At 72.8% G+C, this 24,874-nt stretch carries 26 protein-coding genes; 14 read left to right on the top strand and 12 right to left on the bottom strand.

The genetic code is table 11. The features are described from left to right. Positions 1 to 3: 3 nt before the first annotated feature. The 3 genes from BLW47_RS03265 to BLW47_RS03255 form a co-directional block, all read right to left on the bottom strand. Positions 4 to 1,968 (bottom strand): multicopper oxidase family protein, encoded by a 1,965-nt coding sequence (locus BLW47_RS03265; protein ID WP_091551147.1) that lies wholly within the window; start codon positions 1,966 to 1,968, stop codon positions 4 to 6. Between the two features lie 14 nt (positions 1,969 to 1,982). After that, complete coding sequence (locus BLW47_RS25490; RefSeq protein ID WP_342708886.1) at positions 1,983 to 2,186, bottom strand: HAD-IC family P-type ATPase; 204 nt, start codon at positions 2,184 to 2,186, stop codon at positions 1,983 to 1,985. A gap of 171 nt (positions 2,187 to 2,357) precedes the next feature. After that, positions 2,358 to 2,741 (bottom strand): DUF1801 domain-containing protein, encoded by a 384-nt coding sequence (locus BLW47_RS03255; protein WP_091552472.1) that lies wholly within the window; start codon positions 2,739 to 2,741, stop codon positions 2,358 to 2,360. Between the two features lie 280 nt (positions 2,742 to 3,021). Here BLW47_RS03255 and BLW47_RS03250 point away from each other — a divergent pair, with 280 nt between their 5' ends. Then, on the top strand, positions 3,022 to 3,594 hold the full coding sequence (locus BLW47_RS03250; RefSeq protein ID WP_245736304.1) for a GNAT family N-acetyltransferase: 573 nt from the start codon (positions 3,022 to 3,024) through the stop codon (positions 3,592 to 3,594). Positions 3,595 to 3,645: 51 nt separating this feature from the next. After that, positions 3,646 to 4,197 (top strand): hypothetical protein, encoded by a 552-nt coding sequence (locus BLW47_RS03245; protein WP_091551139.1) that lies wholly within the window; start codon positions 3,646 to 3,648, stop codon positions 4,195 to 4,197. Between the two features lie 5 nt (positions 4,198 to 4,202). Here the strand turns inward: BLW47_RS03245 and BLW47_RS03240 are convergent, their stop codons facing one another. Further along, positions 4,203 to 5,072 carry a 1-aminocyclopropane-1-carboxylate deaminase/D-cysteine desulfhydrase gene (locus BLW47_RS03240; protein ID WP_245736302.1) on the bottom strand — a complete coding sequence of 290 codons (870 nt, stop codon included), beginning with the start codon at positions 5,070 to 5,072 and terminating at the stop codon, positions 4,203 to 4,205. 413 nt (positions 5,073 to 5,485) lie between these two features. Between BLW47_RS03240 and BLW47_RS03235 the strand changes: the two genes are divergently transcribed. After that, positions 5,486 to 5,857: an NUDIX hydrolase gene (locus BLW47_RS03235; protein WP_245736421.1), complete on the top strand. Its 372-nt coding sequence runs from the start codon at positions 5,486 to 5,488 to the stop codon at positions 5,855 to 5,857. A gap of 609 nt (positions 5,858 to 6,466) precedes the next feature. Then, positions 6,467 to 6,613, top strand: a complete 147-nt coding sequence (locus tag BLW47_RS25025; protein ID WP_175543479.1) for a hypothetical protein — start codon at positions 6,467 to 6,469, stop codon at positions 6,611 to 6,613. A gap of 81 nt (positions 6,614 to 6,694) precedes the next feature. On the opposite strand, the gene BLW47_RS03230 is transcribed toward BLW47_RS25025, so the two are convergent. Continuing rightward, a complete protein-coding gene (locus BLW47_RS03230) occupies positions 6,695 to 7,096 on the bottom strand; it encodes a hypothetical protein (RefSeq protein ID WP_091551134.1) in 402 nt (133 codons plus the stop codon). Positions 7,097 to 7,248: 152 nt separating this feature from the next. On the opposite strand from BLW47_RS03230, the gene BLW47_RS03225 reads away from it, so the two are divergent. Beyond that, on the top strand, positions 7,249 to 9,036 hold the full coding sequence (locus tag BLW47_RS03225; RefSeq protein ID WP_091551132.1) for a potassium channel protein: 1,788 nt from the start codon (positions 7,249 to 7,251) through the stop codon (positions 9,034 to 9,036). 15 nt (positions 9,037 to 9,051) lie between these two features. Here BLW47_RS03225 and BLW47_RS03220 read toward each other — a convergent pair whose 3' ends face one another. Then, complete coding sequence (locus BLW47_RS03220) at positions 9,052 to 10,257, bottom strand: DUF4032 domain-containing protein (RefSeq protein ID WP_091551130.1); 1,206 nt, start codon at positions 10,255 to 10,257, stop codon at positions 9,052 to 9,054. A gap of 133 nt (positions 10,258 to 10,390) precedes the next feature. On the opposite strand from BLW47_RS03220, the gene BLW47_RS03215 reads away from it, so the two are divergent. The 3 genes from BLW47_RS03215 to BLW47_RS03205 all read left to right on the top strand — a co-directional run bounded on the left by BLW47_RS03215 (position 10,391) and on the right by BLW47_RS03205 (position 13,814). Then, a complete protein-coding gene (locus BLW47_RS03215; RefSeq protein WP_091551127.1) occupies positions 10,391 to 11,725 on the top strand; it encodes a trypsin-like serine peptidase in 1,335 nt (444 codons plus the stop codon). Between the two features lie 113 nt (positions 11,726 to 11,838). Then, entirely contained in the window at positions 11,839 to 12,573 is a 735-nt protein-coding gene (locus BLW47_RS03210) for a phosphatase PAP2 family protein (RefSeq protein ID WP_245736301.1), read from the top strand. Next, positions 12,573 to 13,814, top strand: coding sequence for an APC family permease (locus tag BLW47_RS03205; protein ID WP_091551124.1), 1,242 nt, complete (start codon positions 12,573 to 12,575; stop codon positions 13,812 to 13,814). The genes BLW47_RS03210 and BLW47_RS03205 overlap by 1 nt, the downstream gene beginning before the upstream one ends. 27 nt (positions 13,815 to 13,841) lie before the next feature. Here BLW47_RS03205 and BLW47_RS03200 read toward each other — a convergent pair whose 3' ends face one another. Genes BLW47_RS03200 through BLW47_RS03185 form a run of 4 tightly spaced genes read right to left on the bottom strand, consistent with a single transcriptional unit; the run spans position 13,842 to position 17,761 of the window. Next, entirely contained in the window at positions 13,842 to 14,795 is a 954-nt protein-coding gene (locus BLW47_RS03200) for a 1-phosphofructokinase family hexose kinase (protein WP_245736299.1), read from the bottom strand. Then, positions 14,786 to 15,895, bottom strand: coding sequence for an N-acetylglucosamine-6-phosphate deacetylase (gene nagA, locus BLW47_RS03195; RefSeq protein ID WP_245736298.1), 1,110 nt, complete (start codon positions 15,893 to 15,895; stop codon positions 14,786 to 14,788). Before nagA ends, BLW47_RS03200 begins: the two co-directional genes overlap by 10 nt. Beyond that, complete coding sequence (locus BLW47_RS03190) at positions 15,892 to 16,812, bottom strand: ROK family protein (RefSeq protein WP_091551121.1); 921 nt, start codon at positions 16,810 to 16,812, stop codon at positions 15,892 to 15,894. The genes nagA and BLW47_RS03190 overlap by 4 nt, the downstream gene beginning before the upstream one ends. Positions 16,813 to 16,834: 22 nt before the next feature. Then, positions 16,835 to 17,761 carry an SIS domain-containing protein gene (locus BLW47_RS03185; RefSeq protein ID WP_091552458.1) on the bottom strand — a complete coding sequence of 309 codons (927 nt, stop codon included), beginning with the start codon at positions 17,759 to 17,761 and terminating at the stop codon, positions 16,835 to 16,837. Positions 17,762 to 17,947: 186 nt separating this feature from the next. Between BLW47_RS03185 and BLW47_RS03180 the strand changes: the two genes are divergently transcribed. The 4 genes from BLW47_RS03180 to BLW47_RS03165 all read left to right on the top strand — a co-directional run bounded on the left by BLW47_RS03180 (position 17,948) and on the right by BLW47_RS03165 (position 21,398). Beyond that, on the top strand, positions 17,948 to 18,733 hold the full coding sequence (locus BLW47_RS03180) for a DeoR/GlpR family DNA-binding transcription regulator (protein WP_091552456.1): 786 nt from the start codon (positions 17,948 to 17,950) through the stop codon (positions 18,731 to 18,733). Positions 18,734 to 18,870: 137 nt separating this feature from the next. After that, a complete protein-coding gene (locus tag BLW47_RS03175) occupies positions 18,871 to 19,872 on the top strand; it encodes an ATP-binding cassette domain-containing protein (RefSeq protein WP_091551118.1) in 1,002 nt (333 codons plus the stop codon). Further along, positions 19,869 to 20,885: an ABC transporter permease subunit gene (locus tag BLW47_RS03170; RefSeq protein WP_091551115.1), complete on the top strand. Its 1,017-nt coding sequence runs from the start codon at positions 19,869 to 19,871 to the stop codon at positions 20,883 to 20,885. Before BLW47_RS03175 ends, BLW47_RS03170 begins: the two co-directional genes overlap by 4 nt. A gap of 126 nt (positions 20,886 to 21,011) precedes the next feature. Beyond that, positions 21,012 to 21,398, top strand: coding sequence for a DUF3263 domain-containing protein (locus BLW47_RS03165; protein WP_091551113.1), 387 nt, complete (start codon positions 21,012 to 21,014; stop codon positions 21,396 to 21,398). Positions 21,399 to 21,401: 3 nt separating this feature from the next. Here BLW47_RS03165 and BLW47_RS03160 read toward each other — a convergent pair whose 3' ends face one another. Then, positions 21,402 to 21,614 carry a hypothetical protein gene (locus BLW47_RS03160; RefSeq protein WP_091551110.1) on the bottom strand — a complete coding sequence of 71 codons (213 nt, stop codon included), beginning with the start codon at positions 21,612 to 21,614 and terminating at the stop codon, positions 21,402 to 21,404. A gap of 114 nt (positions 21,615 to 21,728) precedes the next feature. Between BLW47_RS03160 and BLW47_RS03155 the strand changes: the two genes are divergently transcribed. Then, a complete protein-coding gene (locus BLW47_RS03155) occupies positions 21,729 to 22,172 on the top strand; it encodes an NUDIX domain-containing protein (protein ID WP_091551107.1) in 444 nt (147 codons plus the stop codon). Positions 22,173 to 22,253: 81 nt separating this feature from the next. Continuing rightward, on the top strand, positions 22,254 to 22,562 hold the full coding sequence (locus tag BLW47_RS03150; RefSeq protein WP_091551105.1) for a helix-turn-helix domain-containing protein: 309 nt from the start codon (positions 22,254 to 22,256) through the stop codon (positions 22,560 to 22,562). Between the two features lie 60 nt (positions 22,563 to 22,622). On the opposite strand, the gene BLW47_RS03145 is transcribed toward BLW47_RS03150, so the two are convergent. Beyond that, positions 22,623 to 24,839 carry an AAA family ATPase gene (locus BLW47_RS03145; protein WP_091551103.1) on the bottom strand — a complete coding sequence of 739 codons (2,217 nt, stop codon included), beginning with the start codon at positions 24,837 to 24,839 and terminating at the stop codon, positions 22,623 to 22,625. Positions 24,840 to 24,874: the final 35 nt, after the last annotated feature.

Raw genomic sequence — 24,874 nt, 5'->3', positions numbered from 1 at the left:
GGCCTATTCCGGGTGGTTGGCGGTGCCGCGCCCGGTCTGGAAGGGCGTGGTGATGCCTGTGTAGCCCAGGTGCAGAATCATGCCGTTGGCAGCGTGTTCGAGGTTGTGGCAGTGGTCCATCCAAATCCCCGGGTTGTCCGCCCGGAACGCTACCCGGTAGGTCTCGCCTGGGCCGACGTCGAGGGTGTCGACCCACCACGGGCTTCCGCTTGTGGGTCGGCCGTTGCGGTTCAGCACCAGCATGTGGTGGCCGTGCAGGTGCATCGGGTGGTGTTGGCCGCTGCGGTTGACGTAGGTGACGTCGACGAGGTCACCGGGGGCGACCATGAGCATCGGCACGTCGGGGAACGACTCGTTGTTGAGGGTGTACCGCACTGCCGGGCGGCCGTCGTAGAAGCCGAGTCTCTCGTCGACGCGTAGCGTGAAGCGCCGGTCGAAGTGGCTGTCCGCCCCGAACGGCGTGGCGGCGGGCGTGCCATATCGCGCGGGGTCCAGCAACGCCGGAGCGGCACTCACGCGGCCCGGACCTGCATTCCCGTCGGGGCTGTAGACGATCGTTGGACCGTCTGCGTGGAGGACCACCGGCTGGTCGGGCATTGTGAAAGCGAGGTCGTAGCGGGCGCCACCGCCGACCAGGATCCGCACGCCGCTGAGAACGTTCGGTTCGTGCACGTCGGCGCCGTCGATCGCGACGACCCGCACCGCGGCGCCGGTCAGGGTGAATGCGGCGGGATTTCCGTCAGTGTTGACCAGCCGTAGCCGTACCTGTCGACCGGCCGGAACCTGTCGCCGCTGCTCACCGGCGGTCACGCCGAGGGTTGCCACGCCGTCCTCGTCGAGCCAGGTGTGCCGCAGCACCGTCTCATCCACAGCGTCGCCCTGCTCCGGCGTGTCGACGGGCAAGACCACGAACGCCCCGAAGAGTCCCCGACGCACCTGGAGGGAGGACATCTCGTGGGAGTGGTACCAGTAGGTGCCGACCTGCGTGGCCCGGAACCGATATACGAAACTGCCCCCCGGCGCGACCGCGTCCTGGGTCACCCCGGCCACGCCGTCCATCGCGTTCGGCACGTCCACGCCGTGCCAGTGCAGGGTCACCCCGACGCCGGGTAGCCGGTTGACCAGCGTCACTTCCACCAGGTCCCCTTGCCGGACCAGCAACTGTGGGCCTGGAGCGACGCCGTTGAACGTCCATGCCTCCACCCGCTGGCCCGAGTCCAGCTGCACCGTGGCGGGCTGCGCGGTCAAGGTGAACCGACGTGTCGGTACGCCTGCGGTGTCGGTGCCGGTCAACCTGACCACACTGACACCATCGTGGTGGCTGTGGCCGGTCATGCTGCCGCCGCCGATGTCGGCGGGGCCGCCGGTCATGCTGCTGCTCGCCGGCAGCCGGCTGGCCGTGGACATCGCCGCGAGCACCGCAGCGGCCACCACGACGCCGAGAACCCCTTCCGCCGCCGAACGCCACCATCGGCCGGCCAACCGCCGGCTCCACCGGGTCGGCCGCGACACCGATCCCATCGCGGCAATGCCGAGGACGCCAACCCCGGCCAGCGCAGCGGAGCCCATGCCGGCCAACTGTGCCGCGCTGGCCACCAGCATCACGCCAGCCGCGACCATCACCGCCCAGTAGTCGCCGGGCCACGTGGCTGCCCGCCGCTCACCACCTGGCGACCCCAGGGCCCGCCGCACCCACACCACATGCACCGCCGCGACCACCGCCAGCGCCGGCGCGACGAACACCAACCTCGGCCCCGCGAAGTCCCACCCGTTCGGAAGCAGGAGCAGAGCTGCGACAACCCGCAGCGCAGCCCCGCCGAGCAACAGCCCAAACAGCAGACGCCACATCCGCGAAGGCCCTGAGCCTGGCGAGGCAGGGAGACGCAGCGCAGCCCACACCGCCACCACCGCGGCGGGCGCAGCCAGCATCGCGGTCACCATGTCGGTGTAATGCACCCAGAGGAACACGTGTCCACCCCTGCTCAACGTCGATGATCAACCCGCCGCCACCGGACCATACCGGCGGCGGCACCATCACTGCGGGCGCCCATGGCGATGCCGACGTCGGCGGCGGCGAGGGCTGGGGCGTCGTTGCCGCCGTCCCCGGTTACCGCAACCACCTCGCCTCGCCGTTGCAGAACGTCGACGATGCGGCGCTTGGCGGTGGGGGTGGCGCGGGCGATCACCGTGCCGTGCACGAGAAAACGCGCTGACTCAGGCCGATCCGTACGACCACCGGACGGCTCACGGCCCCTGCACACCGAGGCAGCACGACACCGGGCGGCACGGGACGACAACGGGTGTCCGGCTCCCCCCGACGGGGGTCGTCGCCTGACACCCGCCAGTGTCGGGTAGCGCTATGCCCGGACCCAGTGGTTTACCAAGGACACCACAGCTGCCATCTGGGACTGGATGGTTTCGAGGTCTGGGAAGGTCACGACGCCCCGGTCGGGTGCCAGCCATGTCATCAGCCCGGTGGAATCGCGAAAGGCGAACTCGGCAAGGTCCGATCGGACCTTCGCTCCGCGGTGGAAGATGAGTTGCAGACGATCAGCGGGTCGAAGCCGGAAGGTCACCCGGTCCTCTCCGTTGTACCGGAAGCTCGGGGCGTTCCATTTCACATGCTCTGAGATGTCAGCGTTCGACGCCAATATTGCCGATCTTAACTCCTCGACACCGGCTTTCAGCGGGTGATCGAGAGTAGCCATGAAGTCATCAACCTCGCCAGACTTGCTTGGCACCTGCCACGTCCTTCCGTGGTGTCCTCGAAGGATGAGGACCATCAGTCTGACATTTGCGGCTGACATCAACTGTTTCCACACGGCGGTGGACAGAAGCGGACTCGCGGCGGGGCCGGCCAGAATGTCGCAGCCGTCGGTGAACGGCGCCGCACATGCTGGAGGCGCCTTGTAAGCGAGGGGTCGCCGGTTTGAGCCCGGCGGGGCCCTCCATCACCACCAGCCACGTGTGATGCCGTGGCTGGCGTCCGGGCGCTGCCAGCCGCACCCCTACAGTTGGCGCGTGCCGTCACTCGTCACACCCGCTGTGCCGCCCGGTTCGATGGCGGCGCTGTCGCAGCCCGAGATCCGCGCGAACGGCGTGGTGCTTCGACCGTGGCAGTCGTCGGATCGTCCGGCTGTCGTGGCCGCGTACGCCGACCCTGCCATTCAGCGCTGGCACTGCCGATCGATGGGTGACGACGAGGCCCGCGACTGGATAGCTGGCTGGCCGGGCCGGTGGCGCGATGAAACCGGCGCCGGGTGGGCCGTGCTCGACGCGGGGGAGATCGCCGGTCAGATCAGCCTGCGTCGGATCGTCCTGGCCGAAGGTCTGGCCGAGGTGTCGTACTGGGTGCGGCCGGGCGCGCGCGGTCGTCGTATTGCGCCGCGAGCGCTGTCCGCGGTCACTGGGTGGTCCTTCACGACACTCCGGCTCCACCGCGTTGAGCTGTGCCACTCAACGGCGAACGTCGCGTCCTGTCGGGTCGCGCACTACGCCGGCTTCGCCGCAGAGGGTACGAAACGCGGCGGGGCGCGGCACGCCGACGGCTGGCATGACATGCACCTTCACGCCCGTCTTCGTAGCGACCGCTGACGGAGGACGATCCGCGGGTAGAACGGCCCACCGTGTCGGCGCCTCGCACAGATGATGTCAGGGTGGGCTCAGCACCTCGAGCCCGGCGTCGACCGCCGCGCCCTGTTGTTGAAGCTGAGCTTCGCGCTGACGTTGGCGGCGTCATCGTCGGTCGAAGCGTCGACGCCGCCCGCCGAGGCATTGCCGGCCGGTCACATGCCGGACCTTCGCGGAATCTGGCGCAGCGAGTACACCTACATGAGTTCCGGGCGTGAAGAGGAATTCCGCGACGTTCACTTCGTCGTGGTCGACCAGAAGGGCAGGAACCTCAACGTGACGAGCCTGCCGCATAGCACCGGATCCAACGTCCGCATCGCGTTGACGCTCGACGGCCTCGCAGCTACCGGAACGTGGGAAGAGCGTACGTCGCCCACGGGGTACTACAAGGGCACCATTTACCGAGGCGCGATCCAGCTCCTGCTGACACCGTCGATGACTCACATGACCGGGAAGTGGCTCGGCTTCGGCAAGGAATTCTCTATCGACACGGGCGCGTGGGACTTGACGTTGGAGGACCGGTCGATGTCCGCGAGGACGCGCGCGGGTTATGACCTACGGGTGTAACTGGCTCAGCCGGTGATGACGACGACGACCACGGTGCCGGGCGCGAACCGGCCGAGGGCCACGAGTGAGAACAGGCCGAACATCATCTTGCCGACGTAGACCCGGTCGAGCTGGATCTTGTGTCGCCGGCTGAAATCGTTGATGAAGTTGTCCAGGTCGTTCGTGCGTCGCGCGAATCCGCCGAAGTGAAATCCCGTCTCTACCGACCAGTTCGACGTCTCCCGGCCGTAGTCATGCTGAAGACGACGCACGTCATCGGCCAGAAAGTCCCCACCCTTGAGTGCCGAGAAGCCGACAGCTTGCTTGCCCGGTGGGAGTCCGACCGCGATGCCCGCCAACGTTCCACCAGTCCCCGCGGCGCAGCAGATGACGTCGAAGTCCGTATTGATCTCGCCTACCAACTCCGCGCAGCCGCGCAGCGCGAGGGCGTTACTGCCGCCCTCGGGTACCAGGTAGAAGTCGCCGAACTGGTCCCGCAGCGCGTCAGTCACGGCCTGGTCGTGTTTCATCCGGTACGTGGTGCGATCCACATACGTGAGCCGCATCCCGCGCTGCTCGGCGTACGCGAGGGAGGGATTCAGCGGTAGATGTTCTTCTCCGCGGATGACCCCGATGGTCGAGAAGCCAAAGTAGTAGCCGGCGGCGGCGACAGCGCGGATGTGATTGGAGTAAGCGCCGCCGAAGGTGAGCAGGACACGATGCCCCTGCTCGCGCGCCGCCTGCAGGTTGTATTTCAACTTGCGCCATTTGTTACCAGGGACATCAGGATGGATCAGATCATCGCGCTTCAGGAGCACCCGGACGCCATGCGAGGCGAGCCGATCGTCGGCCAACTCCTCCAGCGGCGATGGCAACGACAAGGTCAGCTCGTGCACGGGAACAGGTCCACCTGGCACGGCACCACGGTACTCGGGCTCAAACGGCGGGTCGGGGAGGCCGACCGTCGATGTCGACGGCCGGGATGCTGTGCAAACTCTCTGTACATCTATTTAAGGCAGCCGCAACGGGCCGCACGCGCCGCTGCCTGGGCGCGCGCCGGCCGCTGCCGCTCGCGGTCCTGCGGCCGTCACGCCTGATGCCCGGCGGCTGGCGCGGATCGCGGGGATCCCGGAGGGCCGCCGCAGAACGACAGGCAGTTGAGTGGGCAGAGCGCGTGCGTAGGGTAGGCGGAATGATCAATGCGGTAGGCGACGCGCGACCCGTCACCGTGGGGCCCGGCGTGGCACGCTGCCGATGTGGGTTTTTGGGGGAGTGCACCGTGGGCGTCATCATCGACAAGGTCGCCTGGATGCGATTGGAGAACGGCGCCATCCTGAGCTCCCGCTCGCGAGGCAAGGACGTGTACTACCTCCCCGGCGGGAAGCGGGAGGCCGGCGAGAGCGATATCCAGACGCTCACCCGTGAGATCCGGGAAGAGCTCGGCGTGATGATCGCCGCCGACACGGTGGAGCATGCCGGCACGTTCGAGGCGCAGGCCCACGGCCACCCGGACGGCACGCTCGTGCGGATGACCTGCTACACCGCCGACTACCGGGGCACGCTGCGGCCGGACAACGAGATCGAGGAGATCGTCTGGCTGACGTACGCCGACCGGCACCGGGTCTCGCCGGTCGACCAGGTCATCTTCGACCACCTGCACCGGACCGCTCGTCTCCGCTGACCGGCCGCAGCCTCGCAGCGGGTCCGCGATGCCCGGCTCTCTCCACAAAGTACGCAGCGTTGCGGCTGACCGACGGGATCCGTGACATTCGCCGTCTCCTCCGGGGCATCGTCGGCGATTAATGTGATCGGGTGCGGAACGCGTTTTGACGTACCGGTGACCTCACCGCGGGAAGTGCGGGCCGGTGGGGCCGGGCGGAGGCCGCCGCCACACGCCGGAGGGGGGTCGTATGCGCTGGTGGAAGTGGTGTCGATGCAGGTTTCGTCGGAAGGCCGGCCGGCGGGATCGTGACCCCGGCGCCGGTCCGGCCCCGCGCCCGGCGTGGGACGTCCCGACCGGCGAGTTCGAGCAGCCGGTGGTCAGGCGACGCGCGCAGGCCCGGCGCCGGCAGGGCGGGCACTGGTAGGTGTCGCGGGGACGTTCCAACGCCCCGTCCGTGATGAGCCGATTCCTCGTTTCTCATACCGGTTTGTCGCAACGAAGCCGTGGAAATGAAGCTGTTGACCGGGGCCGGCTCGACATGCGCCCGTGAAGATCACTAACGCTGCCGCCCGTCGCGCCGATGGGTATCGCACACACCGCACCTCCGCATCGTGAGGAGGCAGAGCTATGCGTGGACCGCAATGGTCATGGTTGCCCTGGGTCCGCCGGCGCGCGAAACAGGCGGTGCGTCGGGCGGTCCTCGCCGCGGCGCAACGGCAGCAGCGCGCCGAGTACGAGCGGGCCGTCCGCCGAATCGGCGGCACTCCGCGCTGACCGCGCGTCCCCGCGGCGCGCCCGATGCCCTTCGGCGCCGGGTCGCGACGCTGAAGGGCGTGTGCACCCCACCGTCAGCTCTCAGTGCGTCTGGAAGAGCTGGGGGTGCTGTGCGGTCAGCGCGTCACCGATCAGCGCCGGCAGCTGGTCGGTCGGCAGGGGCGCGAGTCGGTCCAGCGCGGTGCCGGAGATCGCCGCGGCGCCCGCGACCCGGGCCGACTCGGCCAGTGGAAGCGGCACGGCGTCGATGGGCGCGCCGTCGGGTGCCTCGGTGATCTCGGCGGCGGGGAGCGTGGGCGGGTCTCCGGCCGGCGCGTCGGCCGCCGGGTCGGGGCCGGGCAACTCGAGCGCGCTGGGGAGTTCCTGCGGGTCGGGCGTCGGGAGCGGTTGCGCGTCCTGGGCCTGGGCGGGGCCGCCCGCGAGCATCAGAAACCCGCCCGCGACGCCGAGAGTGCCCACCGTGCGGTGGAGCCACGTGCTCATAACAGGTCCAATCAGGTGTGAGGGGGTACACCGGTCATTGGGTGTGTTGCTCGCCAAACGTCTAACGAGTGATCCTCCGAACCGTTGCGCCGGTCAACCGAAAGAATGATTCGGGGGCAGCGACGGGTGATCCGGCTGACTACCATCCGGGCATGGCCGCGGACCCCTGGCGCAACCGCGCCCGGCGTGTGGTCGAGTCGCGGCTACGCCCCAACGGCGACGTCCGCCCGCACCACGTGGTCTGTGGCCAGGACGCGCTCGCGTTCTACGTGGTCAACGAGCTGCTCGCCGCGGGCGCCCGGGTCACCGTGATCGTCGGGCTGCGGCCGCGCGCCGACGGGCCCGACATCCGTGCCGTCCGCGGCATCCGGGTCGTCCGGGCCGCCCGCGTCGACGAGGCGACGCTGCGGGCCGCCGGCCTGGCGGGCGCGCAGGGGCTGGCGTTGATGGAGCAGAACGACGTCGGCAACATCCACGCCGCGCTCTGCGCGCAGGAGGTCGAGCCGCACGTCCGGCTGGTCATGCGGATGTTCAACCCGGGGCTCGGCGCCGGCGTGAAGCGACTGTTCGCGGACTGCCAGGTCCTCTCCGACGCGTCGATGGCCGCGCCCGCGTTCGTGGCCGCCGCGCTCGGCGAGGTGACGCCCACGCACTTCCGGCACGGCGGGCGGACGCTGCACGTGGCGCGCCGTGCCGACGTACGCCCGGAGCATGTGGTCTGCGGCCTGGCCGACACCCGCGACCGCAACCACCCGCGGGTCCTGCCGGCGCAGCAGGACCAGGCGGACCTGGTGCTGGCGGAGGCGACCGGCCAGCCGGCCGGCACGGTGGTGGCCGCCCGGCGGCTCATCCGCGCGCGCCGGCGGCGACGCCCGGCCTTCGCGGTGCTGCGCGCGCTGCGGCTCTTCGTCAGCCGCAAGATCGGCATCGCGACGATGGTCGTGTTCGGGATCGTCGCGGTCTCCGGCGTGCTGCTCGCGCGGGCGACCGAACACCTCAACCTGTGGCAGGCGCTCTACCTGACGCTGCTCACCGCGGTCACCGGCGCCGAGGTCGACCTCGGCGAGCGCCCCGGCGCGCAGGTCATGCAGGTCGTGCTCACCCTCGCCGGGCTGGCGCTGGTGCCGCTGATCACCGCCGTCGTGGTCGAGGGGATCGTCAACGCGCGGCTCGCGATCAACGCCGGCCGGCTGCGTACGCCGCGCACCGACCACGTCGTCGTTCTCGGGCTGGGCAACGTCGGCACGCGCGTGATGTGGCAGCTCCACGACCTCGGCGTCGAGGTGGTGGCGATCGACAAGGATCCCGACGCGCGCGGCGCCGAGGTGGCGCGCCGGCTCGGCGTCCCGCTGATCATCGGTGACGGCGCGCAGGAGGAGACGCTGCGGGAGGCGTCCGTCGCCACCTGCCAGGCGCTCGTGGTCGTCTCCACCGACGACGTGACCAACCTGCAGGCGGCGCTCAACGGCCGCGCGATCACCGGCGATCTGCGGGTCGTGCTGCGGCTCTTCGACGGCGACTTCGCGGAGCGGATCCAGAAGGCGTTCAACATGACGATCTCCCGCAGCGTCTCCTACCTCGCCGCGCCCGCCTTCGCGGCGGCGCTGATGCGGCGCGACGTGATCGCGACGATCCCGGTGAGCCGGCACGTCCTGCTGGTGGCGGAGGTCACGGTCGCGGCCGGGTCGGCGCTCGACGGCGAGCGGCTCGCCGCCCTCACCGACAACCCGGGCGTACGGGTGATCGCGTTCGCCCGCGCCGGTCAGGCCCGGCTCCGGTGGGGCCCGCCGGCCGGGGAGCGGCTCGCGGCGCGCGACCGGGTGACGGTGGTGGCGCGCCGGGCGGGGCTGAGCTGGCTGCTCAAACAGACGAGCGCGGAGCCGCCACCGGACGGCCGGGTCGAGATCCCGGCGCCCCGCGACCCCACCCCGCCGGCCTGACGCCGCCGCGCGACCTCAGGCGGTGTGGACGTCGATGCCGAGGACGGCCTGTTCGTCGGGGCGGTGGACCAGGACGTCCGCCAGGAACGACTGCACCGCGGGGGCCAGGCCGACGTCCCGACCGGCGTCCTCGGACAGACGCCAGCGGTGCTCGATGACCTGCGCGAACAGCTCCGCCGCCTCCAGCTTGCGCCGCAGGTGCGCCGGCACCGCCCGGATCACCGGCTCGAAGACCTCGGTCAGCCAGCGGTGCGCGGCCTGCTGTTCGTCGGTCAGGTCGCTCTCGGCGCGGTAGGTGTCCAGGTCGTTGAGGAGCCGCCGCGCCTGGTTCTCCTCGGCGTCGAGGCCGGTCAGCCGCAGCAGCCGCCGCGTGTGGTAGCCGGCGTCCACGACCTTCGGCCGGACGAGGTAGCCCCGGTCGACGACGGACATCGCCACCTCGGCCACGTCGAAGCCGAGCTCGTTGAGGCGCCGGATCCGCCCCTCGATGTCGTGCCGTGCGTCCCGCTCGACCTGCTGCTCGTACGTCACCTCGTGCCACAGCCGCTCGTAGCGCTGCACGACCTCCTCCGAGACGGCCTCCGGGTCGATCGACTCGTGCAGCACTCCGGCGGCCTGCAGGTCCAGCGCCTCGCCGAAGATGTTGACCCGGGCGATCTCCAGATCCTCGCCGCGCTGGCCGGTGGAGAGCCGCGGGCGCAGCGCGCCGGTCTCGGCGTCGACGAGGTAGGCGGCGAACGCGCCGGCGTCGCGCCGGAAGAGCGTGTTCGACAGCGAGCAGTCGCCCCAGAAGAAGCCGGTGAGGTGCATCCGGACGAGCAGGGCGGCGAGCGCGTCGAGCAGCCGACTCATCGTCTCCGGGCGCAGCGTGTGCGAGAACAGCGCCCGGTAGGGGAGCGAGAACTGCAGATGCCGGGTGATGAGCACCGGATCGAGGGGTTTGCCGTCGTCGTCGACGCGATCGGCGACGATCGCGACCGCCTCGACGGCGGGGAAGTCGATCCGTTCGAGCGCGCGCAGCAGGTCGTACTCCCGCTCGGCGACGCGCTCGCCGGTCTCCTTCACCGCGTAGACGGTGCCGGCGAGGCGCACGAAGCGGACGACGTGCCGCGAGATGCCCTGGGGGAGCGCCACCAGGTGATCGGCGGGCCACTGCGTCAGCGGCGTCGACCAGGGCAGGTCGAGCAGCGCGGGGTCCACAAGCGCCGATGTGATGCGCACGGGTCAAGGATGACGGACGCGCCCCCGAATCGCTCCTCCACGTGGCTCGTTACACAGTGGCGAGATGACCTAAATGCGACATCTGGCGGATTTGCCCTCCCGATGCCGCGTCGATCACGTACGGGAGACAGGTATGCGGCGAGCGATCGCGGTGGTCGTCGGAGCGTGCGCGGTCGTGGCGCTCGTCGATGTGGCCGGAGCGGCGATCCGGCCGACGGAGGCGGAGAACCTCGCCCCGGTCTTCAGCCGGCATCAGGTGGCGGCGCCGGAACGCACGACCGAGGCCATGGTACGACCGGCGGCGCTCCCGTCGTCGCGCGCCGAGGCGGATCCGGCGCCCTCCGCCCCGACCGACCCGCCCCGCCGGATCCGGGTCGGCGCCGTCGAGTCCGTCGAGCGGGCGATCGGCTATGCGGGCGGGGAGCGCTCCACCGTCTTCCGCTACCCCGGCGCGCGCTACGTCAAGGTCCACTTCAACCGCCTCCTGCTACTCCCCGGCGACCACGTGACGGTGGCCGATCCGACCGGCGCCGAGGTGCACCGCATCGACGGCGACCCGGTGCGCGGCGTGGCCGAACTGGCCGACACGGCGGTGCGGGGCGCACCGCTCGCCCGGTGGGCGATGTCCGTCTCCGGCGACACCGCCGTCGTCACGCTGCACCGGGCCCGGCCCGAGCTGCCCGTCCTCGGCGCCGCGCTCGCCCGGCTCGGCGTCGGCATCGACAAGGTGGCGCGCGGCCTCACCGACGCCGAGCGCGACCGCGCGTCGGAACCGGCCGGCCCGGGACGCGAGGAGAGCGTCTGCGGCGGCGACGACGCCGTCGACGCGGTCTGCTACCGCTCCGCGCACCCGGTCGCCTACCAGCGCTCCCGCGCGGTGGCGCGCATTCTGATCAACGGCACCGAGTTCTGCACGGCGTGGCGGATCGGCGACCAGAACCGGATGTTGACCAACAACCACTGCCTGAGCAGCGCCGCGGACGCCGCGGACACCGAGGTGTGGTTCGACCACCGCTGCGTGGTCTGCGGCGGCGACGACGTCACGCGCGCGACGAAGGTCTGGGGGCACCGGGTGCTGAGCACCGACCGGGACCTGGACTACACGCTCTTCACCGTCGGCGACTTCGCCGCCGTGCGGCCGTACGGGTATCTCGAACTGGATCCGCGCCGCCCGGCCCGGGGTGAGGAGCTCTACATCCCACAGCACCCCGGTGGCGACCCGATGGTCATCGCGATGGGCAGCGACCGGGACCGCAGCGGCATCTGCGCGGTCCGCGACCCCGCCTACGACGGCTACCGGCGCGGCTCGGACGTGTCGTACCTCTGCGACACCGCGGGCGGCTCGTCCGGCTCCCCGGTCATCTCGCGCGTCACGAACCGCGTCATCGCGCTGCACCACTTCGGCGGCTGCCCCAACTCCGGCGTGCGCGTGGACCTCATTTACCCCCGCATCCGCCACCTCCTCTGACGATGGTCCGTTGATCAAGGGACGGGCAGCGCCCAAGCCCGCCGGATCCGCTGCCGAGCCCTTGATCAACGGGCCCGAATGGGGCGGGGGTGCGAGCCGGTAGCGTGTGCGGGGTGCAGGAGACGACGCGGCGGGTGCGGGCAGTCCCGTTCGGCGGGTGGTGGGTCGACGGGGTGTTGGTCGCCGCGTTCGTCGCGCTGACCGCGGCCCTCGCCAATGGACACGTCCTCGGGGTGGACGTCGCCGTCGCCACGTGGGTCGACGCACACCGGCCGCCGGTCGCCGCGCTGATCGGACGGGGGCTCAACTTCCTCGGCAGCGGCGGCACGCTCACCGTGATCTGCGCGCTGCTCGCGATCGTGCTGGTCGTCCGGCGACGCTCGGTACGGCCGATCGTGCCGGTGGTCGCCGCGTTCCTGGCGACGGGCTTCGCGATCCTGCCGCTGAAGCTGTGGACCGACCGGGCCGCGCCGCGGTCGACCGTGCCCGACAAGGTGCAGATCTTCAATCACCTGCCGGCCGTGGAGTACGCGGAGTCCTACCCGTCGGGTCACCTGGTGAACACCCTCGTCTGGTACGGCGTGCTCGCGCTGCTGCTCGCCCCGTGGCTCGCGCCGCGGGCGCGGCGCTGGCTGCGGATCGCCCCGCCGGTGATCGTCTTCGGCTCCACCGTCTACCTCAACTACCACTGGCTCACCGACTCGATCGCCGGTCTGCTGCTCGGCGTCGTCCTGGACCGGCTGCTCGCCCGCGTGCCCTGGGACGACGTGCCGCTGCCGCCGCTGCCGCGCGGCGTCCACCGGCCGGGGGTGTTCGTGGACGGCGCCGGGGCGGGGACGGCGGACTGATGGCCCGGCTGGCGCGCCGGCTCGGGGTCGCGGACGCCGTCGTGATCGGCCTCGGCTCGATGCTCGGCGCCGGGGTCTTCGTGGCGTTCGCGCCCGCGGCGGCCGCCGCCGGCGGGCCCGGCCTGCTGCTCGCGATCGCGGTCGCCGGCTTCGTCGCCTACTGCAACGCGACCAGCTCCGCCCGGCTCGCGGCCCGCTATCCCGAGTCCGGCGGCACGTACGTCTACGGCCGCGAGCGCCTCGGCGACCTCGCCGGCTTCGCCGCCGGCTGGGGGTTCGTGGTCGGCAAGACGGCGAGCTGCGCCGCGATGGCGCTGACCATCGGCGCGTACGTCTGGCCCGCGCACGCCCGACCGGTCGCCGTCGCGGCGGTCGTCGCGCTCACCGCCGTCAACCTGCTCGGCGTCCACCGCACCGCGCGCGCGACCCGCTGGCTCGTCGCGATCACCCTCGCGGTGCTCGCAGGGGTCGCCGCCGTCGGGCTCGCCGGCCCGTTCGAGCCGGCCCGGCTGGGCGGGCTCGCCGACACCGCGCCGCACGGCGTGTTGACCGCGGCCGGGCTGCTCTTCTTCGCCTTCGCCGGGTACGCCCGGATCGCCACGCTGGGCGAGGAGGTGCGCGATCCGGAGCGGACGATCCCGCGCGCCGTGCCGCTCGCGCTCGGCCTGGTGATCGCGGTGTACGCCGTCCTGGCCGTGGTCGCCCTCGGCGCGCTCGGCCCCGACCGGCTGGCCGGCTCGACCGCGCCGCTGGCGGACGTGGTGAGCGCGGCCGGTCACCCCGCGTTCGCCGGGGTGGTGCGGGCCGGAGCGGCGGTCGCGGTCACCGGCGTGCTGCTGTCGCTGATCGCCGGCGTCGGGCGGACCACGCTCGCGATGGCGCGCCGCCGCGACCTGCCCGGGGTGCTGGACGCGGTGCACCCGCACCGCAAGGTGCCGCACCGCGCCGAACTGGCGGTCGCCGCCGTCGTGGTCGTGCTGGTCGCGCTGGGCGACCTCCGCGACGCGATCGGCTTCTCCAGCTGCACGGTGCTGGTCTACTACGCGATCGCGAACGCCTCCGCGCTGACGCTCGGCCCGGACCCGTCCCGCCGGCTGCCGGTGCGGCTGCTGGCCGTGCTCGGGCTGCTCGGCTGCGTGGTGCTCGCGGTGACGCTGCCGCTGACGAGCGTGCTGGCCGGCTTCGCGGTGCTGGCGGTGGGCGTCGCCGGCCACGCGCTGCGCCGCCGGGTGCGCGGTTGACCGGCGGGTGCGCGGCCGACCGGCGGGTCAGCGCAGCTCGGTGACGGTGACCGCGGCGCGCTGCCGCTCGTACTCCTCGAGGGACAGCTCGCCGGCGACCGGGGCGGCGACCGCCGCGGCGGAGAGCGCCACCGCGTCGCGGAGCCGTTCCGGCCAGGGCTGCCCGGTCCGCGCCCCGCGCGCGAGCCCCGCGACGGCGGCGTCGCCCGCGCCGGTCGGGTTGCCGGCGACGTGTTCCGCCGGCACGGCGCGGTAGACGCGCTCCCCGGCGGCGGCCAGCAGCCCGTCCGGGCCGAGCGAGGCCACCACCGACCGCGCGCCGAGCGCCCGGATCGCGGCCGCCGCGTCGACGGCCCCGTCCACGGTGCCGACCGTCACGGACCGCCCGAGGATGATGCCGTGCAGCGCCGACAGCTCCCGGGCGTTCGGCTTGACCACGTCCGGGCCGGCGCGGACGCCGAGGTAGGCGGGGTCGCCGTCGGCGTCCAGGATCGTCGCGACGCCGGCGTCGGCGGCGAGCCCGACCAGCACGGCGTACGCGTCGCGCGGCACGCCGGGCGGCAGCGAACCGGAGAGCACGGCGACCCCGGCGTCGGCGAGCAGCTCCCGGTAGCGGCCCAGGAAGGCGTCCCACTCGTCGGCCGTGACCCGCGGTCCCGGCTCCCAGAAGCCGGTCGGCTCGTCGTCGCCCGCCGCCACCACGAGGGTCCGGCGGGACTCGCCACCGATCGGCACGAACGCCTCTCGCACGCCGCCCCCGGCGAGCAGCCGCCGGATCCGGGCGCCGGTCGCGCCGCCGGCGAGCCCGGTGGCCAGCACCGGCTCACCGAGCGCGTGCAGGACGCGGGCGACGTTCACGCCCTTGCCGCCCGGCCGCTCCGCGACCCCGGCGACCCGATGCGTGGTCTGCGGTCGCAGCGCGTCGACCCGGTACGTGATGTCGAGCGCCGCGTTGAGCGTGACGGTGAGGATCACGTCCACCGTCCGGCGCGCATGATCCGGACGACGCGCAGCCGCTCGTCGAGGTGGACGACGTCGGCGCGGAGCCCGGCCACCAGCGCCCCGACCCGGTGGCCGAGCCCGGTCGCCCGCGCCGGGGTGGTCGCCGCCATCCGGGCCGCGTCCACCAGCGACACCCCCGCGGCGACCGCCTGCCGCAGCGCCGCGTCCATGGTCAGCGTGCTGCCGGCGATCGCGCCGTCCCGGGCCAGCCGCGCCACCCCGTCGGCGACCACCACCGCCTGGCCGCCGAGCTCATACTCCCCGTCGGCCATCCCGGCCGCGGCCATCGCGTCGGTGATCAGCGCGGCCCGGTCCGGCCCGGTGACCGAGGCGGCGAACGCGATCGTGCCGGGGTGCAGGTGGATCCCGTCGGCGACCAGCTCGCAGACCACGCCGGCCGCGCCGAGCAGCGCGAAGACCGGCCCCGGTTCGCGGTGGTGCGGCGGGCGCATGCCGTTGAAGACGTGGGTGCCGACGCTCGCCCCGGCGGCGACCGCGGCGAGCGTCTGGTCGTACGTGGCGTCGGTGTGCCCGACCGCGGCGACCACCCCGCGGGCGACGAGGAACTCGATGGCGGGCAGCGCGCCGGTCCGCTCCGGGGCGATCGTCACCATCCGCACCGCGCCGCCGCCGAGCTCGATCAGCTCGGTCAGCTCGTCGAGCGAGGCGTCGCGCAGGTGCTCGGGGTTCTGCGCCCCGCACCGCAGCTCCGACAGGTAGGGCCCCTCGTAGTGCAGCCCGGCGAGCACGCCCTCGGCGACCAGCGGCGCGAAGGCGGCGGTGGCCCGGCGCATCAGCGCGAACGGGGAGCTGACCAGGCTCGCCAGCAGCGTGGTGGTGCCGTGTGCCAGGTGGAACGCGGCTGCGCCGCGCGCCGAGTCGGCGTCTCCGGTGGTGAAGGTGTGCCCACCCCCGCCGTGGGTGTGGATGTCGACGAAGCCGGGGAGCAGCCAGTGCCCGTCCGGCACCCGGTCGGCCGGGCCGCCCTCGCCGACGGCGGCGATCGTCTCGCCGTCCACCTCGACGTACCCGTCCTCGATGACGCCCCGCGGGGTGACCACCCGGCCGCCGATCCTCACCGTTCCTCCAGGGTGTCGAGGGCGAGTAGCGCGGCGCCGAGCCGGCCCGCCTCGTCGCCGAGCGCCGCGCGGACCAGCCGCGGCTCGCGATGGAAGGTGATCCGTTGCCGCAGCGCGGCGCGCAGCGGCGTGAGCAGCGCGTCGCCGGCCTCGGCGAGCCCGCCGCCGAGCACCATCACCTCGGCGTCGTAGAGCGCCTGGGCGATCAGCAGCCCGTCGGCGAGCGCCTCGACGGTCTCCTGCCAGATGCGCGCCGCGAGCGGTTCGCCGGCGGCGGCCCCGGCCGCGACCCGGGCGGCGTTCGCCGGGGTGCCGGCGGCCGCGGCGTAGCGCGCGCCGACCGCCGCCGCCGAGGCCAGCGCCTCCAGGCAGCCGCGCTGGCCGCAGCTGCAGGTCGGCCCGCCGGGGCGGACGACGATGTGGCCGAGTTCCCCGGCCGCGCCGTGCGCGCCGGGGAAGGCGACGCCGTCGACGACGTGCGCGGCGGCGATGCCGGTGCCGATGGCGACGAAGAGGACGTGCCGGCTGTCCCGGCCGGCCCCGACCCGCGCCTCCGCGATGCCGCCGACGCGCACGTCGTGGCCGAGCGCCGCGGGCAGCCCCAGGCGCGTCGCCACAAGATCACGCAGGGGTACGTCCCGGAAGCCGACGTTCGCCGACCAGATCGCGACCCCGGCCGCCTCGTCGATCACGCCGGGCACGGCGATGCCGGCGGCCAGCGGGGTGAGCCCGTCGGCGCGGGCCCGGCCGGCCAGGCGCTCGGCCAGTTCGAGGATCGTCTCGGTGACCGCCTCGGGTCCGCGCTCGGCGCGGGTGGGGTGCCGCTCGGCGTGCTGCACCCGGCCGTCGGGCCGGACGAGACCGCACTTGATGCCGGTGCCGCCGACATCCAGGGCGACGACGACTGAACCGCTCATGCCGCCACTCTGCCGTGTGCTCTCACGCGAGCACGACCGACCGGGTCAGGTGACGGGGCGCGTCGGGGTCGAGACCCCGGGTGGTGGCGAGGGCGACGGCGAAGCGCTGCGCGAGGATCAGGTCGGCCATCGGGTCGAGCGGCTTGCGGCCGGCCGCCCAGCGGTCGAGGGTGGCGTAGACGCAGCTGGACCGGTTGTGCACGAAGGCGGCGCCGGTCGCCGCGACGTCGTCGGCGAGCCCCTCCGGGATCTCGCCGAACGCCCACACCAGACGGCGCGGCGCGGCGATCGAGATCGGGCCGTGCCGGTAGTCCATCGCCGGGTACGCCTCGGCCCAGAAGGTGGCGGCCTCCCGGCACTTCAGCGCGGCCTCGTGCGCCAGCCCGACCGTCCAACCCCGACCGAGGAAGGTGGCCTGCTCGATCCGGTCGGGTACGACCGGCAGCGGCGCCCGCACCGCCACCTCGGCGTCGGCGGCGACGGCGGAGAGGTCCTCGCCGATCCCGGCGCGCAGCAGGGCGAGCGCGGAGGTCGCGAACCGGGTCTGCACCACGGAGCGCTCGTCGGCGAAGGGCATCGCCACCGGGTCGGTGGCGAGCGCGACGGCGGGGGAGGCGGGGTCGCCCACGATCAGCGTGGTCGGCTGGCCGCGGAGCGCGCCGAGGAGGTCGAGCACCTCTGTGGTGGTGCCGGAGCGGGTGATCGCCACGACCCGGTCGTAGCGGCGGCCGGCGGGAAACTCGGACGCCTGGAACGCGTCGGTTTCGCCGTGGCCGGCCCGCTCGCGCAGCGCCGCGTACGCCATGGCCATGAACCACGAGGTGCCGCAACCCACGACCGCGACCCGCTCGCCGTGGCGCGGTAGCGCCGGGGCCGACTCGGCGGCGAGACGCGCCGCCCGCCGCCAGCAATCCGGCTGGCTCGCGATCTCCGTGTCGACGTACGCCATGACACTCTCCAGCGGCGGGAAGCTGCGCAATACGGCGCGCTTCAACGGCTTTTCGAGCGTCATTGTGCGCGAATCCGGACGGGCGTGGCAAGGACGTGATGGAATGCGCAGCGGAGAGTTTTGCGTGTCGGAGTTTCGCGCACTACTGTGCACGCAATCATGCACCGTCTGCGCATGGAGGCCGCGGTGGACCGGTACGCCCGCTGGAACGCGCTGCTGGAGCTGCTGACGGAGAGCGGCCGGGTCAGCGTGGAGGACGCCGCTGCCCGGCTCGACGTGTCGCAGGCGACGATCCGGCGCGACTTCGACCAGCTCGCGCAGCAGCAGATGATCACGCGCACCCGCGGTGGCGCGGTAGCCAACGGTGTCTCGTACGACCTGCCGTTGCGCTACAAGACGGCCAAGCACTCGGCCGAGAAGCAGCGGATCGGCACCGCCGCCGCCGCACTCGTTTCGCCCGGCATGGTGGTCGGGCTCAACGGTGGCACGACCACCACCGAGGTCGCGCGGGCGCTCGCGGTGCGCCCCGACCTGAACACCAGCGCCGAGGGGGCGCAGCTGACCGTGGTCACCAACGCCCTCAACATCGCCAACGAGCTGCTGGTCCGCTCCCGGATGAAGATCGTCGTCGCCGGCGGTGTGGTACGGCCGCAGTCGTTCGAGCTGGTCGGGCCGCTCGGCGGCGCGCTGCTGCGCGAGGTCACCCTCGACGTCGCGTTGCTCGGCGTCGACGCGATCGACGCTCATCTGGGGGCGGCCGCGCACCACGAGGGCGAGGCGTCGATGAACGCGCTGATGGTGGCGCGCGCGAAGCGGGTCGTGATCATCGCTGACTCGTCGAAGCTGGGCGGGCACGCGTTCGCCCGGATCTGCCCGATCGACCGGGTGGAGATGCTGGTGACCGACTCCGGCGCCGACCCCGCCGTCGTCGAATCGTTCCGTTCCGCGGGGCTGACGGTCATCACTGCCTGACCCTCCCCGCGTGCCGGCCCGGCATCGCGCTGATCTTGCCTCCGCGTGTCATGCATACCGAGTATTGACCCGTCGTGCATACCGAGTATGGTGTCGCTGTCATTCGATCGATGGGTCCCGGACGGGGGAGGCAGGGCTTGACAGCCGTACTGGAGATAGCCGGACTACGGAAGACGTACAAGAGTCGGCGACGAGGCGCGCGACAGGCGCTCGACGGCTTCGACATGACCGTCGAGGCCGGACAGGTGCACGGGTTCCTCGGGCCGAACGGCTCGGGCAAGACCACCACGCTGCGTACGCTGCTCGGGCTGATCAAGCCCAACGGCGGCCGGATGGCGATCCTCGGTCAGGAGGTGCCGGCCGCGCTGCCCGTCGTCGCCGGGCAGGTCGGGGCGATCGTCGAGAGCCCGCAGTTCTTCCCGCACTTCACCGCCCGGGACACGCTCTCGCTGCTCGCCGACGCCGGCCGCGTCCCGCAGACGCGGGTCATGGAGGTGCTCGAACTCGTCGGCCTGCAGGAGCGGGCCAAGGAGCGGGTGAAGACGTACTCGCTCGGCATGAAGCAGCGCCTCGCGGTGGCGTCCGCGCTGCTGAAGAACCCCAAGCTGCTCATCCTCGACGAGCCGGCCAACGGCCTCGACCCCGGCGGCATCCGCGAGATGCGCACCCTGATGCGCGACCTCGCCGCCTCCGGCATGACCGTGGTGCTCTCCAGCCACATCCTCGGCGAGATCCAGCTGATCTGCGACTCCGTCACGATCATCTCGCGGGGCCGGCGGGTCGCGGCCGGACCGGTCGCCGAGGTCCTCGCCCAGCACTCCGGCGGCGGGCTCCGGGTACGCCTGGAGGCCGTCACCGACCTCCCGGTCGCCGCCGAGCTGCTCACCCGGGCCGGCGCGCAGGTCAGCACGCACGCCGACCACCTGATGGTCGACGGCGTCGACAAGCCCGCCGCGGTGACCCGCGTGCTCGCCGAGCGCGACCTGTACGTCAGTGAGCTCGCCCCGGTCACCGTCGACCTGGAGAGCGTCTTCCTGGAGCTGACCGGCACCGCGCCGATGCCCGGACAGCACCGGCAGGTCGACGAGTCAGTCGTGGTCGGCGCCGACGCGCCGGCGCAGGGAGGGTGGGGAGTATGAGCCTGTTCAAGGCCGAGTTCCGGCGGCTGCTCAAGCGGCGCTTCGTGCGGTACATGACGCTGGGCGGGCTCCTCGTGCTCATCGCGGTCGCGGTCGGCACCTTCGCGACGAACCACAAGATCGGGCCGGCGGAGTTCGCGGCCGCCGAGCAGCAGGCGGAGCAGCAGTACCGGGAGAACGTCCGATGGGCGACAGAGGAGAAGAAGCAGTGCGAACAGGCCAAGGCTTCCGGAAACTTTGACGCGAACCGCTTCCCGGCGGACTGCTCCCAGATCTCGCCCGCGCCCCGGGACGCGTTCGAGGCCCGGTGGTTCCTGCCGTCGACCTTCGACTTCCGCCGCCAGTTCGAGGACATGATCACGGCCTGGGCGGCGATCCTCGCGCTGGTGGCGTTCGTGGCCGGGGCGTCGTTCATCGGGGCCGAGTGGAGCACCGGCGGAATGATGAACCTTTTGCTCTGGCGGCCGCAGCGGCTCCGGGTGCTGCTGACCAAGCTCGGCGCGCTGCTCACCGGCCTGCTCGGGGTCGCGCTGGTCACCGCCGCCGCCTGGGTCGGGGCCTTCTGGGCGATCGCCAGCCTCCGCGGCACCACGGAAAAGACCACCTCCGGGGTCTGGCAGTCGTTCGGGCTGACCGGCCTGCGCGGCCTGGCGGTGGTGCTGGTCGCCGGCGCCGTCGGCTTCGCGCTGGCCTCGCTCGGCCGGCACACCGCGATGGCGCTCGGCGGCGCGCTCGGCGTCATGGTCGTCGGCCAGTTCGGCCTCGGCATCGTGCTGAACATGGCGGGAGTCACGTTCGCCGAGGCGTGGCTGCTCCCGACCTACCTGCTCGCCTGGATGCAGAAAAAGGTCGTCCTGCAGGACTGGGATGCCTGCAACGCCACGTACACCGGGGAGTGCAAGCCGGCGACGATGGAGATCGTCTGGCAGGACGGCGGCACTCTCCTCGCGGTCGGCCTGGCGTTGACCCTCGGCGCGGCGCTCTGGATGATGCGCCGTCGCGACGTCGCCTGACGGTAGTTTGGGCAGCTGGGACGGGGCCCTCGGGCCCCGCCCCAGCTGTCTGATGCGGATGTCGTCGAGGGCCGATAGCCTGGTGTCCATTCGCACGTCCGTGCTATTCGACGTCCGAGGTGCGCCATGAAGCCCCCCGCCGCTGACGCTCCCGCAGCCGACAACGGGTTCGACGACGAGCCGCCGACCGAGGGCATCGATCCCGAGCTCAGCTCCACGCTCGACGAGGTCGGGGCGCTGCACGACGCCCCGCCGTGGGAGCAGTCGACGACACCGACCGACACTGCTCTCACCGATCGTGAACAGCAGATCCTGGCGTTCGAGCGGAAGTGGTGGAAGCACGCCGGCGCCAAGGAGCAGGCGATCCGGGACGCCTTCGACCTCTCCGCGACCCGCTACTACCAACTCCTCAACGGGTTGCTCGACAACCCCGCGGCGCTCGCCGCCGACCCCGTGCTGATCGGCCGGCTCCGCCGGCTGCGCTCCGCCCGGGCGCGCGGCCGCCGCCGCTGACGCTCACTTCTCGTACGTGCGCAGCCCGTTGCCGAGGCCGATGAACGTCGGCGCCCACTCGCCGATGAAGATGCCCCACCGGTCGGCGCGCGCGATCCCGTTCTCCTCCAGCCGCTTGGACAGTAGCCAGCTCGCGAATGCGGCCCCGATGCTGGCCATCCCCAGCATGTAGCAGTGCTCCGACCGCAGGCCCTTCTCGTGCAGCATCTGCAGCATCGCCGATCCCCCGCTCTTCCGACGCCTTCCTCAAGTTACCGCTGGTCACGGCGCTGGACCCCCGGCTTCGCGCAGACGGCCGACGCCGCGGGCGGCGCGCCGTAGAGTCGGGCCATGGCCGAGCCGAGCTATTCGGTGAGCGTCGCCGCGGTCGTGGTGGACGACGTCGAGGGCGAAGGCCGGGTCCTGGTGATCCAACGCCGCGACACCGGCGCCTGGCAACCGCCCGGCGGTGTGCTCGGCGCCGACGAGTTCGTGGCCGACGGGGTGCGGCGCGAGGTCCGCGAGGAGACCGGCGTCGAGATCGAGGTCGAGCGGCTCACCGGCGTCTACCAGAACGTAACGCTGGGCGTACTGGCCCTGGTCTTCCGGGCGCGGCTCGTCGGCGGCGCACCGACGCCGACCGAGGAGGCGACCGCGGTCGAGTGGTGGACGGTCGGCCAGGTCGAGGCGGGAATGGACCCGACCTTCGCCGTCCGGATCGTCGACGCCCTCACCGGGGCCGCCGCCCCACCCGTTCGCGCCCACGACGGCGTCCGCGTGCTGCATCACGCCTGACCCGCGGACTGCCGCGTCGCACGGGCACCGGGAATCGCTGATCGGGGGGAAAGGCGAGGCGGGCGGGAGAAGAATCGGCTCATGGGTGAACGCGGGGAGTGGGGGCAATTGCGGGAGCGTCGGCGGGGAACGCCCGGGGTCGCCGACGCGTACGACGCGGCGCGGCTGGCGACGGAGCTGGGCAGTGCGGTGCGGGAACTGCGCGAGAACCGGGCCTGGAGCCAGGCGCAGCTCGCGCAGACCGCCGGGATGACGCCGGCGGAGGTGGCCCGGGTGGAGACCGGCAGCACGATGCCCACGCTTCTGATGTTGAAGCACCTCGCCCGCGCGCTCGACGCCGATCTCGCCGTACAGCTCCGGCCGCACGGCGCGGCGCCCGCGCCGCGTTGATCAAGGGGCGGGCAGCGGGAAAGCGTGCGATCCCGCCGCCGATCCCTTGATCAACCAGATCTAGAGGGCGGCGCGTTGCTCGGCATAGGCGGCCAACCGGGCGACCTGGGCGGGGTCGAGGGAGGGGCGGACGCGGTCCCGGGCCGCCGCGACGTGGGCGCCCGTCACCGTGGTGGCCTCCAGGGATTCGCGCATGGCGGCGAGCGCCGCCTCGCGGATCAGCGCGGCGCAGTCGGCGGCCGAGAAGCCGTCGAGCGTCTCGGCGAGCGACGCCAGCTCGACGTCCGGGGCGAGCGGCACCGACCTCGACGCCGCCCGCAGGATCTCCACCCGGGCGGTGGCGTCCGGCGGTGGCACGTAGACCAGTCGTTCCAGCCGGCCGGGGCGGAGCAGCGCCGGGTCGATCAGGTCCGGACGGTTCGTCGCCCCGATCACGACCACGTCGCGCAGCGCCTCGACGCCGTCGAGCTCGGTCAGCAGGGCCGCGACCACGCGGTCCGTCGTACCCCCGTCGCTGGCCTGGCCGCGCACCGGCGCGAGCGCGTCGACCTCGTCGAGGAAGACCAGCGTGGGCGCGGCCTCGCGGGCCCGGCGGAACAGCTCGCGGACGGCGCGTTCGCTCTCGCCGACCCACTTGGACAGCAGCTCCGCGCCCTTGACCGAGAGCACGTTCGCCCGCCCGGTGCCGGCGAGCGCGGTCACCAGGAATGTCTTGCCGCAGCCGGGCGGGCCGTAGAGCAGCACCCCGCGCGGCGGTTTCACGCCCAGCCGGGCGAAAGTGTCCGGATAGTTGAGCGGCCAGAGCACCGCCTCCGTCAGCACCTCCTTGACCTCGACCAGGTCGCCGACGTCGTCGAGGGACACCTCGGCGATCTCCAGGGTCGACGACGCCATCGAGGTCGGGCGGACCACCTCGAGCGCCGCGGTGAAGTCGGCCATCGTCACGGTCGGCGTCGGCGCGGACTTCTGGCGCAGCGCCGCCCGGACCCCGGCCTCGCGGGCCAGCGCGGCCAGGTCGGCGAAGACGAAGCCGGGGGTACGCCCGGCGACCTCGTCGAGCCGGACGTCCTCGGCGAGCGGCATGGCGCGGGTCAGCACGGCCAGCTGTTCGCGCCGGAGCGCGGCATCCGGCAGCGGGACCGTCACCTCCAGCGCCAGCAGGTCCGGGGCGCGCAGCCCGGGGTCGACGGCCTCCGGGCGGCTGGTCGCGCAGACCACGGCCGCGCCGGCGGCGACCGCCTCGGCGAGCACCTGCCGGAAGACCGTGGCGACCGGGTCGGGCTGGTCGCGCGGGGCGAGCGCCTCGACGTCCGAGATCAGGAGTACGGCCGGGCCGTCGCCGCGCACCACCGAGGCGGTCGCCGCGCGCAGCCGGGCCGCCGCGGCGTCGTTGGTCAGCGCCGCCACCTCCGGCCCCCACACGGAGACCAGCCGCGCCCCGACGGTGGCCGCGACCGCCCGGACCAGCGCCGACTTCCCGGAGCCGGCGGGGCCGGAGAGCAGCACGCCGAGCGAGATGGTGGTGCCGAGTCGGCTCAGCACCTCCCGGTGGTGGAAGCCGAGGTCGAACAGCTCGGTGAGCTGCTGCGCCGGGGCGCGCAGCCCGGGCAGCTCGTCGAGGCTGGGGGCGCCCTCGGGCACGGTGCCGGTGCCGGAGGCGACGGCCGCGGGCGTGACGTCGGCGGGGCTCGGGCCGTGCGTGGCCGGCCCGTCGCGCCAGCCGACGACGGTGTCCATCGTGACCAGCACGGACCCGGCCGGCTCGGTGGTCGAGACGGTGAGCAGCGCGCTCGTCCAGGCGTACCCGACGGTGGTGGCGAGGCTGCGGCGCGCGGCCTCGATCAGCGGTCGGGTGGCCGCGTCGGGGAGCACGTCCTGGGGGAGCAGCGAGACGTCGTCGGCGGGCGTGACCACCTTGCCGAGCAGCGCGAGCCGGAGCATCTCCGCCGGCACCGCGGCGGCGATCTCGGGCGGTCCGGTGAGGACGACCCGCCGCGCCGCGGCGACCGGGGACGGGGAGACCGTGACCTGGTCGCCGTCGCGGACGCCGAGATTGCCGAGGGTCAGGTCGTCGGCGTAGAGCAGTGCACGGCTCGCGCCCGTCCGGGCCCGCGCGACGATGCCGGCGGTGACGCGCCGGCCGGCGAGCCGGACCGGATCGCCGGTGCTGAGCCCGAGCGCGGCGAGGACCTCGGGGTGCAGCCGGACGATGCCGCGCCGGGCGTCCAACGCCGCCGGCCGCAGGCTCGCCGTCAGGGTGAGATCGCGATCCGCCACGCGCCGAGACTAGCCGGGGGGTGCCCGCCAGCACG

This window comes from Micromonospora pattaloongensis, assembly GCF_900107255.1.
In the GTDB taxonomy this organism is placed as follows: Bacteria; Actinomycetota; Actinomycetes; order Mycobacteriales; family Micromonosporaceae; genus Micromonospora_I; species Micromonospora_I pattaloongensis.
Note: the sequence above shows the minus strand (reverse complement) of the source record. Positions and strands in the feature narration are given on the sequence as shown.